This is a genomic window from Maribacter sp., assembly GCF_016744255.1.
Lineage (GTDB): Bacteria > Bacteroidota > Bacteroidia > Flavobacteriales > Flavobacteriaceae > Maribacter_B.
In genome coordinates, this window is sequence record NZ_JADGES010000040.1 from 17648 (window position 1) to 29424 (window position 11777).

Genomic DNA, 11777 nt, shown 5'->3' on the forward strand with positions numbered 1-11777 from the left:
ACATGCTTTCTAGAAAAAACAAATTAGTACTTCTTAAGCTATTAAGTTTGTTTTCTGTTGTTCGAGGATATAATATCCTAATGATAGCACTTGCCCAATATTTAGCTTCCATTTATATTTTGTCTCCTAATCTGCCTCTTAGAAAAGTGGTTTTAGATTTAAACTTATTTGTAATAATTTTAGCATCAACCTTGGTAATAGCCAGTGGTTATATTATTAATAATTTTTATGACTCCGATAAAGATTTAATTAATAAGCCTAGAAAAACAATGCTAGATAGGTTGGTTAGCCAACGTTTTAAGTTAACAACATACTTTATACTAAATTTTCTTGCAGCTTTTGCAGCTAGTTATGTATCTTTTAAAGCGGTATTATTTTTTTCTGCTTATATTTTTGGAATCTGGTTCTATTCTCATAAGTTAAAAAAGATAGCCTTTGTAGGAAATTTTATTTCCGCTACTTTGGCAATAGCTCCTTTTTTTGCTGTGTTTGTCTATTACAAGAATTTTGAGAATGTAATATTTGTACATGCTATGTTTTTGTTTCTTTTAATTTTAGTAAGAGAAATGATAAAAGATTTAGAAAACATGAAGGGAGATTTGGCGCAGGGCTATAGAACAATACCCATATTATATGGAGTTAAGGTTTCAAAAACCATAATAGCAAGTTTAATTTTGCTAACTCTTATTCCGTCCTTGTTATTGATTACAGAATTTCATGTAGGCCTTATGAATTATTATTTTATGGCTTGCATACTATTGTTTATTCTTTTTTTAATACTCCTTTTAAAAGCAGATTCTAAAAAGAACTTTGTTTGGCTCCATAATATTCTTAAACTAATTATAATCGCAGGTGTTTTTAGTATCTTGTTAATTGATGTTGATTTGGTACTAAATAGAATTTTGTAGATGAAAAACGAATTAAAAGTTGCCTTAGCACAGATTGCACCTGTATGGCTAAATAAAGAAAAGACCATAAAAAAAATTGAAATCAACATAAAAGAAGCCGCTTTAAATAAAGCGGAACTCGTTGTTTTTGGAGAAGCTTTATTGCCTGGATACCCTTTTTGGCTTGCTTTTACCGAAGGAGCTAAGTGGGATTTAAAAGTGAATAAAGAAATTCATGCGCATTACGTTAGGAATGCTATTCAAGTTGAGGCGAATGAGTTAGATTCTATATGTATGCTTGCCAAAGAGAATAAAATTGCTGTTTACTTGGGAATAATGGAGCGTGCAAAAGATAGAGGAGGCCATAGCATTTATTGTTCTTTAGTTTATATTAACGAAGAAGGGGAAATAAAATCTGTACATAGAAAATTACAACCTACTTATGATGAAAGATTAACCTGGGCTCCAGGGGATGGAAACGGACTAAAAGTACATGCATTAAAGCAATTTACCGTAGGCGGACTTAATTGTTGGGAAAATTGGATGCCCTTACCAAGAACAGCATTATATGGTCTTGGAGAAAATTTACATATAGCTGTATGGCCAGGAAGCGATTATAATACAAAAGATATCACGAGATTTATCGCAAGAGAATCTCGCAGTTTTGTAATATCTGTTTCTTCGTTAATGAAAAAAGAAAATTTTCCAACAGATACACCACATTTGTCTAAAATTTTGGAACAAGCACCAGGTGTTATGGCAAATGGTGGGTCCTGTATTGCAGGTCCAGATGGAGAATGGTTAGTAGAACCAGTAATAGATAAGGAGGGATTAATTTACCATACTTTAGATTTTAATAGAGTGTATGAAGAACGCCAAAATTTTGATGTAGTTGGCCATTATTCAAGACCCGATGTTACCAAACTTACTATAAATAGAGAGCGACAATCGACCGTAGAGTTTAAAGATTAACTTTAATTGGTATTGCCCAATTGCAATTCCCTACCTTTGCGGAAAATTAGTAAATATGGGTAAGCCAGATTCAAAAGGAGGAAAAAAGTCATTCAGTAAAAAAGGGGGTGGTTTTAAGAAGAGCAGTTATGGTTCTGGTACATCACGCGCACCTAAGAAAACGGTAGCCAAACAACCTTCGGATCCTAATTCTATTAGGTTAAATAAATATGTGGCAAATTCTGGGGTATGCTCTAGAAGAGATGCCGATATTTATATCTCTGCGGGGAATGTTACTGTAAATGGTAAGCCTATTACAGAAATGGGTTATAAAGTGAAGCTTACAGATGAAGTTAAGTTTGATGGCAGACGACTTAACCCAATAAAGAAAGAGTATGTTTTATTAAATAAACCTAAAGATTTTTCTACCACGGTAAGAGATGATAGAGGAAGACGTAATGTGGCAGGACTTATATCTAGTGCATCCGATGCAAAATTACTTCCTATAGATAAGATGGATAAAAGCGCTACGGGACTTTTATTATTTACAAATGATGGCGACTTAACCAAACGATTAAAAAACCCTATTAACGGACTTCGTAAAATTTTCCATGTTGTTTTAGATAGAGAGCTTCGAAGTGTAGATTTAAAAAGGATTAAAGAAGGATTAGTTGTCGAAGAAAAAGAAGTACGTGTACAAGATATTAGTTTTATAAACGATGCTCCTAAAAGAGAGGTTGGTATAGAAATATTTAGTTCTAGAAACCGTATTGTAGAACGTATTTTTGAAGAATTAGAATATACTGTAGAGAAAATAGATAGAGTGTCTTACGCTGGCTTAACCAAAAAGGATTTGCCAAGAGGACATTGGCGTTATTTAACAGAACAAGAAGTTATTAATCTTGGAATGATTAAATAATCTCTTTTTTTATAAAAAGAAGAATATTAAAATAACCAAAAAGTAAGGTTTTGGTAACCTTAAAGAAGTATAAAAACAAGATTTTTGCCGTGTAGCTTATTTGTTTAAGTTAGAAAAAAAAGCAAGCCTTAAAACCGATATTCGTATCGGTTTTGTCTTTTTATATCGTTTTGTTTTTTTGAATATTACAGGGGATATACTTGTAAGTGAAAATATGAATTTAAAGAAAAAAGTTTAAAAACTAGTGGTCTTTAATAAAAGGCCTTGGTCATCATAAATTTGCCATTCTCCACTTTTATTTCCTTCTGCCATATTCCCGCTTTGGTAGATTTGGCCATTTTTATAGTAAGCAACCCATAGACCGTGTTCTTTACCGTTTAAGTAATTCTCAATGTTAGATATTTCTCCAGAGTCGTAGTAAGATTTCCATTCTCCTGTTGCTCCTTTCGGGTTATATATTCTTACGTATTTTAAAGTGCCATCCTCTAAGTAATGCTTCCAGGTGCCATCTTTATTGTTATTTAAATGGTTTCCTCCAAAGTTTAATTGTCCGTTATTATGGTAGGCTTTCCATTCTCCATCTAAAATGCCATCCTTAAAGGTTTCTATTTTATATTTTTTTCCATTTTCATAATAATGAACCCATTTTCCGGTTTTAATATCGTTGATAAACTGTCCTGTAATTTTTAGACCTCCAGTTTCAAAAGAATCTTTAAAAGCAATTGTTTCCTTCGCAATAGAAATATTTATTCCAGGTTTTGTTTGTGTTTTGTTTGTTGTGTTACAACTATAAAACACTAGAAATACTAATAAGAATATAAATATGCGCATTTTCAGTTATTTAGATGATTTATGCCATTCTTGCCAATTATGAGGCTCTTTTCTACCATCCCAAAAATATTTAAAAGGAAGTGCCTTTTCTTGCCATGGTGCTAATGGGTATATATCGTAATTATCTTTATACTCATAAAGACCATACGTTGGGTTATCTCCCCAATAGAATTCAAATTTTACAGTTTTATGAAGTTCTTTAAGATAAATACTTCCTAGGACGGCGTTATTAGTAGTTCCACTAACAGGGCCTGTAAAAGCTTTAGTGTTTTCAATTTGTATGGCGCTGCCCACAGGTAATTTATATATGGGGTTACAACTACCATCAAAATGGTCGTCTTTCATTTTTAAAATATAAGGATTTTCTAAAATAAAATGCTCGTAATTTAATGCGATGTAACAAGGGTGTTTGGTTACTAGTGTTTGATTAATTATCTGACTATAAGGAAATTTATAAGATAAGTCTTCCGTTTTTGTTCTAAAGCCTAAATAGAAGAATCCTACTATTACTGCGAGCAGCACTATACATCCTATAAAAATATTTTTGAGAGACATACTTATAATTTAGTTTATAGCATAACCATCGCCAAATTGATAACTTAATATAAAACCATGGGTGTTTCCAAGAGGAGAGTCATTGGTTGCTATATTGTAATTGTATATGGCTCTTACATTATCAAACAAATAAATCCCTACTAAAAGATTTATGGATTTGCTAGTTCTATAGCCAGTACCTATTTCGAACTTGTTTTTAAAGCTCACTGCGACATTAATATCTGCTTGCAATGCGGCACCATCTTCATATTTTAATAGTACGTTAGGTTTTATCATTAAATCTTGAAAACGGTTATTAAAAAAACGATATCCAAAGTAACCATAATAGGGGCTGTTTAAGTTTAAATTATCGTCCGAAGCTAAGGCATCTCCTAGAATATTTGGTGTAGAAAAACCAACATAAAAAGAAGCATGATTAAATAGAAAACCTAGGCCAATAGTTGGTATAGTGGCGTTTATGTCTTGCGAAAAATTTGGATCGCCAACAATCCCTAATTGAGTTAAGTTATCTTGGTATTGGTGTAAACCAGCTGTAAGACCAAAAGATAAGACACCTGCATCATAGAGTTGCCAATAAGGTCTATTGCTTTTAAAATCGAAAAATATTTTATAGGAATATGCAGCAAAGAAATTGGTAGAAGTTGTTACTCCAATTTGGTCTCTTATTATACCCGCTCCTAAACCAACTTTGTTACGATTAACAGATCCATGACCACTTAATGAAAAACTTCTTGGGCTCCCTTCTAATTGGTTAAAATAACCAGAATTGCTCATAGAAAATTCAGAATTTTCCGTTAGACCAGCGTAAGCAGCATTAATTATAAATGGGTTATAGTTGTATTCCGTAAATGTTGGTGTCTGTTGTGCATTTAAATGGCACAATGCGCCTATAAACATTGCTAAGGTTACTATTTTTTTTGTAAAATTCATGTAATTTATCTTTTTATAACAACGTAACCTTTTGTTTTCTTAAGAATGGATTCCCCTTCAATTTGAATATTAAAGAAGTAGGTTCCTGAAGGTAACCTACCAGCTCCCATTTTGGTTTTTAAATTTGCATCCCCTTGGAATACAGAGGAGCCGTTGTCATAATTTTCAATTCTAAATACGGTATCTCCCCATCTATTATATATAGTCACAATATTTTCAGGGTAATATTGAATGTTTTCAATATGCCAGTAATCATTGATACCGTCACCATCAGGGGAGAATCCGTACTTGGTTTCATCTTCAGGGATTATTGTAGTAAATGACTGTGGTTCACATTGGATAGCGTCTCCTTTAGTGTTGTATGGAATTATGGTAACAAAAATTTCAGTATCAAAAGGAAACTCTCCATTATGCTGGTAACTTGTAGAAGAACCTACATCTTGATTGTCAACAATATCATTTCCTCCAGAAGTTGTTCCTATAGATATACGATAACCATCTGTTTCCTCTACCTCGTTCCAGTTAATAATGTTTTCTAAAGGTACGTTGGTTTCTCCATTAGCAGGACTCATAAGAACGGTACATTGAGGAACAGTAATTTCGGTTTCAAAACTTTCCGAAGAACAGCCATCGGCATCGCCAGCTATATTATATGGTGTTATTGTTATATAAATTAATGTTTCTGAAGGTAGATTCTCGGCAAACGTATAATTTGTAAGCGAAGCAACATCCTCTTCATTAACAATATCTGTTCCATTAGCAGAAGTACCTACCGAAATTCGGTATCCATCGGCATCAAGACTTGCATTCCAGGATATATCTGTTGTAACGGCTACTTCGGTAGCATTGTTTAAAGGGGAGACTAAGCTAGTGCATGATGGTATGGACATAATCGTAAAGCTTTCTGGAGTACACCCAATTGCATCACCTACTTCGTTATAAGGTTTTATTGTTACTGTAACAATTTCTCCTTGGTTAAAATCATTCGGGAATACATAGCTGGTTTCCGTAACAACTAATTCGGTTACGTTGTTAGCAGTAGTATTGGTTGCGCTAATAGTCAACTTATAGCCGTTAGCACCCGAAATTGCATTCCATGAAATGTCATTCACTTCCGCAACAATACCTTGATCCGCTGGAGCTATTAGATTAGTACACAAAGGAACTGATTTTATAGTAAAACTTTCTGAAGGACATCCTCCAACTGCATCGCCAACTTCATTGTAAGGAGTAATGGTTACGGTTACCGTTTCGCCTTGCTCAAAATCATTTGGAAAGGCGTAAGATGTTCCTACGGCGACATTAAAGTCAGTCAAATTATTCGCTGTGCTATTACTAGCGTTTACAGTTAATTTATATCCTGTAGCACTTGCAATTGGTGCCCATTGTATATTCGTATTTGCAGGAATGTCAACAGCTTGATTAGCAGGAGCTATTAAATTGGTACATAGCGGAACTGATTTTATGGTAAAACTCTCTGAAGTACAAGTAATCGCATCTCCAGATTCATTGTAAGGAGTAATTTTTACAGTAACGGTTTCTCCTTGTTGAAAATTATTTGTGAAATCATAACTATTACCAGTCGTTACATCGAAATCGGTGAGGTTATTTACAGTACTGCTGCTTGCGGTAACCGTTAATTTATACCCGTCTGCATTGGCGCTAGCGTTCCACTCCAAGTTTGTATCTACTGCAATATCGGTAGCTAAATTAGCTGGAGTAATTAAAGTGGTGCATAAAGGAGCTTCATCAGTAGTAAAACTTTCCGAGGCACAAGTAGCATCACCGTTATTATTGTATGGAGTAACAGTTACATAAATGGTAGTGCTTTGAGGAAGATCTGCAGCAAGGTCATAAGTAGTTACATTACCTAGATTGCCAGTAAAAATATCAGTACCTCCATCTGTAGTTCCGACAGACAATTTATACCCAGTAGCTGAACCTAGTCCAGTCCAAGTTAAATTGGTACTTGGTGAAACAGCGGTAGCGTTGTTTGCTGGGGTTATTAGTGATGAACATGAAGGCGGACTTGTAGAGTCACCTGTTCTAAAGGATTCTTCGATACAACCCATGGCATCATCAACATCATTATAAGGAATGATAGTGACGTAGTGCAATCTATTTTCTTGTAAGTCTAGAGGGATATCATAAGTAGTAGCATTGCCTACATCAATATTATTGACTACTTCGATTCCACCTGAAGTGGTTCCAACAATCACTAGGTATCCAGTAGCATTTGAAACAGCATTCCAACTTAAGTTAGTGTCTATTGGTACATCTGTAGTTGTGTTTGGGATGGTTAAATTAGTACATATTGGCGCGACAGGAATTATTTCTGTGTGGAAACTTCCCGAAGTGCAAACAGGGTCAGAATCGCCCTGTTCATTGTATGGTGTTATAGTAACAAAAATATCACTATCCTCAGGAAGGTCTGTAGCCAAATCGTAAGTGACTATATTACCCACATTTTCATTGTCTAGTATTTCGCTGCCACCATTAGTAGTTCCTATGGTAATTTTGTAACCATCTGCATTAGAAATCGGATTCCAACTTAAATCTGTGGTTACCACTATGTCTATTGCTCCATTTAATGGCTCCGTTAGGCTAGTACAATCGGGAATGGTAGCAGGGTCGTTAGATATTGTAAAACTTTCTTCAGTACAAGGCCCTACAGCATCTCCTTCATCATTAAAAGGGATTATAGTTACATAAACCGTGTCACCAGTATTAAAGTCCGAAGCAAATTCATAAGATGTTTCATTAGTAACTGTTGCATTGTTTACAATATCAGTACCACCAGATGTAGTACCAACGGTTAAATGATACCCTTGTGCATAAAGGGCATGCTCCCAAGTTATATTAGTATTTACTGGGACATCAATATCTCCATTTAGTGGTGATGCCAACTGTGTACAATCTGGAATGGGACAATCACGAACATCTAGACTAAATGTCCATCCAAAATTGTCGATCATAGATTGTCTTTCCTCTTGAGCATCGCAATAGGGTAGACCTTCAGCGCCAAGTGTAATGCCGCTTGTTAAGGTTTGTTCTGACCAAGAAATTAAGGTGTTGTCATAGTTTTCTCTGATTAATGCTGTGTTATCCAACATATCGAGCATATCACTTACGCCACTTATATCCCAATCTCCTAAATTTTGGTCTAGTGTTGTTGCGTTATAAAAAGCCGATTGCATACTTACGTTTCCTAAATTCCATAGGTTCATCGCTTGGTTGTAAGCAGTGGCATCGTAGAACATGGAGTTCATATTTGTTACTCCAGAAACACGCCAATTGTTAATACTTTGGTTGAATGTAGTAGCATCACGAAACATTTCTTCCATGGTGGTAACACCTCTTACATTCCAAGCATCAATATTTCCGTTGAATGCTGTTGCGCCGTTGAACATATCTTCCATAGTGGTAACCGAAGCTACGTTCCAAGAGTTCATGGTCTGGTCATAAACTACGGCATCTTCAAACATAGATTCCATGGTTGTTACAAAGGAAACGTCCCAAGAGTCAATAAGTTGGTTAAAGGCAGAAGCACTTCGGAACATTTCTTCCATGGTAAGTACTTCTCCTGTGTTCCAATTTTGTATCGGCTGGTTGAATGCTAATGCACCATAGAACATTGCTTTCATATTAGTTACTGAGGCAACATTCCAATTACTTATTAGACTATTAAATACCGCAGCACCTTCGAACATGGATGGCATTAAAGTTACCGATGACACATCCCATGAATTTAGTGGTTGGTTAAATAACAAAGCGTTTTTAAACATCGAAGACATATTGGCTACAGCACTTACATTCCAACTGTTTATAGGTTGATTAAATGCCTCTGCATTTTGAAACATAGAAGACATGTTTACAACGGAGTTAACATCCCAGCTTGCTAATGGTTCATTAAAAACTTCAGCACCATTAAACATAGAGGCCATGTTTATAACATTAGTAACATTCCAGCTATTTATATTTTGATTGAATGTTTCTGCTTGATAAAACATAGAATTCATGTCTGTAACCGAACTTACATTCCAGTCATTTAGCGGTTCATTAAACATAGAGGCCTTATTAAACATAGAGCTCATATTGGTAACCGAACTTACATTCCAACTATTAATATTTTGGTTAAATACCTCTGCACTATGAAACATAGAAGACATATCTAAAACGGCATTTACATCCCAATTGTTTAGTGGTTGATTAAAGGAAGAAGCTCCATTAAACATTTCAGATGTATCTGTAACATTGCTAATAGCCCAACTATTTAATGGCTGATTAAATAAAGGAGCTCTATTAAACATCTTAGACATATTTGTAACATTACTTGTGTTCCAACTATCTATTGATTCGTTAAAAATTGCTGCACTTTCAAACATTCTCGACACATTGGTAACACTACTTGTATTCCAGTTGTTTAACGGTTGGTCAAAAGAATTTGCCTGTAAAAACATGAGTTCCATATTAGTTACATTACCAACATCCCAATTATTTAGTGGTTGATTGAAGGCAGTTGCTCCTGCAAACATGATGCTCATATCGGTGACATTACTTACATTCCAAGCATCAATATTGCCATCAAAAAGGCGGGCTTGATAGAACATTTGAGACATGTTTGTAACATCTGTTAAATCTGGTATATCTGTAGCATTGTATTCCATGTTTTTACAGTTATAGAATGCATTTCTCATAGATTTCCATTGCTGCGTTCCCCATTTATCTATAGATGTAAGTTTAACATTATCAGAAAAATAAGTATAATAGTGAGCAGGATAAGTACCAATAATGGTTACGGTATAAATTCCTGGAGCAAGATAGGTGTGTGTAATGTTTCCTGTAACATTATTATTAAATTGATCATCTCCCCAATCTATGGAATAATCATAGGTTAAATAGTCTGGGTATCCAGAATTAGTTTCTATTTCTAGTTGGTTTGCAGCTGAGGTATAGGACTCTGTAAGCGTAGTATCAAAAGTAAGTTTAAAAGCTGTTGGGTCACTTACCCAGCTTGGTACGACAGTGAAACTCTCTTCAATGCACCCTGAGGCACGGCCATCCGTGACATTATAAGGAACTATGGTAACGAATACTTCGTCACCAGGTTCCAATAAATCGTCACCAGCTAAAGTTTCAAGGTTAAGACCAACAATATCTCCGCCAACAACATTATGGTCATTGAATGGTATAGATTCTACACCGCCTCTGATTATTCTTACAGTAACAAAGTAGCCTGTTGCGCCAGGTGTTCGTGCCCAGGTAAGATTTGCACTAGCAGGAACATTGGTGTCTCCATTCACTGGTGAAATTAAGTTGGTACATAAAACAAAAGAGCAATTAATGATATCACTATTAATACTCCAATTAGAATTATCTATGAGATTTTGTCTTTGGTTTCGACCATCACAATAATTTAACCCTGTTGCACCCAAGGTTACATTGTTTTGTACTGTTTGCGATTCCCAGCCAATAAGTGTATTATCATAATTTGCCTGTGAAAGACCAGAATTAGACAACATCGTACTCATGTTTGTTATACTGCTTACATCCCAAGAAGCTAAGTTTTGATTAAATGCACTTGCATCTCTAAACATGCCAGACATATTAGTTACCATGCCCGTATCCCAGCTATTTAAAGGTTGATTAAAGACTGTAGTGCCATAATACGAGCTAAACATACTAGACATATTCCTTACAGAAGAAGTATCCCAACTGTTTAGCGGTTGGTTAAATACTAGAGCTCTATAAAACATAGAACTCATATTGGTAACATTACTTACATTCCAAGAAGCTAAGTTTTGATTAAAAGCATCAGTTTCCTGAAACATAGAGCTCATATCTGTAACATTACTTACATTCCAGCCTGTGATATCTTGGTTAAATATTTCAACATTATCGAACATTCCCTTCATGTTAGTAACGTTGCTCACATTCCAGTTGTTTAGGGGTTGATTAAAATATTTGTTATCTCTAAACATATAACTCATGTCTGTTACATTACTAACATCCCAACTATTTAAAGGTTGGTTGTAAATATTGGCCCAAATCCAGCCATCAAACATGCCAGACATATTGGTAACATTGCTAACGTTCCAAGTATTTAAAGGTTGGTCAAATGTTCTATGCCTATAAAACATTTGAGACATATCTGTAACATTACTAACATCCCAATTATTTATGGGCTGGTTGAATTTTGATTGACCAAACATTTGAGACATGTCTGTAACGTTGCTTACAACCCAATTAGATAGCGATAAATTAAAAGCAGAGGAGTCAAACATACCAGACATATTGGTAACATTATTAATAACCCAACTGTTTAATGGTTGATTAAAATTGTTCGTTCCGCGAAAGGTGTTAGACATATCTGTAACTTGGGTAACATCCCAATTGTTGATGTTTTGATTAAAAGAACTAGCATAATAAAACATACTAGACATAGTAGAAACTAATGCGGTATTCCAATTATCTAATGGTTCATTAAATAACCTGGCACTTCGAAAAGTTTCGGACATATTAGTAATATTTCCTGTATTCCAAAGATCTAACGGTCTATTAAAAAGGGTGGCTCCGTAGAATAAACCCGAAATATCTGTTATGGTGCTAACATTCCAATTATTAATAATGCCGTTGAAAGAGCTGGCATTCTTAAACATATTTTTTAATGTAGAAACTTGCGATAAGTCTGGAGAATCGATAGC

7 protein-coding genes are annotated in these 11777 nt (G+C 34.9%); 3 read left to right on the forward strand and 4 right to left on the reverse strand.

All coding sequences use genetic code 11. The features are described from left to right. Positions 1-2: 2 nt before the first annotated feature. Genes QZZ51_RS08670 through QZZ51_RS08680 form a run of 3 tightly spaced genes read left to right on the forward strand, consistent with a single transcriptional unit; the run spans position 3 to position 2757 of the window. Positions 3-908, forward strand: a complete 906-nt coding sequence (locus QZZ51_RS08670; RefSeq protein ID WP_291868695.1) for a geranylgeranylglycerol-phosphate geranylgeranyltransferase — start codon at positions 3-5, stop codon at positions 906-908. Then, the gene (locus tag QZZ51_RS08675; protein ID WP_291868698.1) at positions 909-1859 is read left to right on the forward strand and encodes a carbon-nitrogen hydrolase family protein; all 951 of its coding nucleotides are present in this window, start codon (positions 909-911) and stop codon (positions 1857-1859) included. It abuts the gene before it with no gap. Positions 1860-1914: 55 nt separating this feature from the next. Further along, on the forward strand, positions 1915-2757 hold the full coding sequence (locus tag QZZ51_RS08680; RefSeq protein WP_291868701.1) for a S4 domain-containing protein: 843 nt from the start codon (positions 1915-1917) through the stop codon (positions 2755-2757). Between the two features lie 234 nt (positions 2758-2991). Here QZZ51_RS08680 and QZZ51_RS08685 read toward each other — a convergent pair whose 3' ends face one another. From QZZ51_RS08685 to QZZ51_RS08700, 4 genes are read right to left on the reverse strand one after another with little or no spacing between them, the layout of a single operon-like run. Continuing rightward, on the reverse strand, positions 2992-3588 hold the full coding sequence (locus QZZ51_RS08685; RefSeq protein WP_291868706.1) for a toxin-antitoxin system YwqK family antitoxin: 597 nt from the start codon (positions 3586-3588) through the stop codon (positions 2992-2994). A 6-nt stretch (positions 3589-3594) separates the two neighbouring features. Continuing rightward, entirely contained in the window at positions 3595-4143 is a 549-nt protein-coding gene (locus QZZ51_RS08690) for a hypothetical protein (protein ID WP_291868710.1), read from the reverse strand. A 9-nt stretch (positions 4144-4152) separates the two neighbouring features. Beyond that, complete coding sequence (locus tag QZZ51_RS08695) at positions 4153-5073, reverse strand: PorP/SprF family type IX secretion system membrane protein (protein ID WP_291868713.1); 921 nt, start codon at positions 5071-5073, stop codon at positions 4153-4155. Between the two features lie 5 nt (positions 5074-5078). Then, positions 5079-11774, reverse strand: a complete 6696-nt coding sequence (locus tag QZZ51_RS08700) for a BspA family leucine-rich repeat surface protein (RefSeq protein ID WP_291868715.1) — start codon at positions 11772-11774, stop codon at positions 5079-5081. Between the last annotated feature and the right edge of the window lie 3 nt (positions 11775-11777).

What these genes read in the sequence shown, in the direction of transcription:
- QZZ51_RS08670 (WP_291868695.1), top strand. Translation starts at nt 3, where the DNA reads ATGCTTTCTAGAAAAAACAAATTAGTACTTCTTAAGCTATTAAGTTTG.
- QZZ51_RS08675 (WP_291868698.1), top strand. Translation starts at nt 909, where the DNA reads ATGAAAAACGAATTAAAAGTTGCCTTAGCACAGATTGCACCTGTATGG.
- QZZ51_RS08680 (WP_291868701.1), top strand. Translation starts at nt 1,915, where the DNA reads ATGGGTAAGCCAGATTCAAAAGGAGGAAAAAAGTCATTCAGTAAAAAA.
- QZZ51_RS08685 (WP_291868706.1), bottom strand. Translation starts at nt 3,588, where the DNA reads ATGCGCATATTTATATTCTTATTAGTATTTCTAGTGTTTTATAGTTGT.
- QZZ51_RS08690 (WP_291868710.1), bottom strand. Translation starts at nt 4,143, where the DNA reads ATGTCTCTCAAAAATATTTTTATAGGATGTATAGTGCTGCTCGCAGTA.
- QZZ51_RS08695 (WP_291868713.1), bottom strand. Translation starts at nt 5,073, where the DNA reads ATGAATTTTACAAAAAAAATAGTAACCTTAGCAATGTTTATAGGCGCA.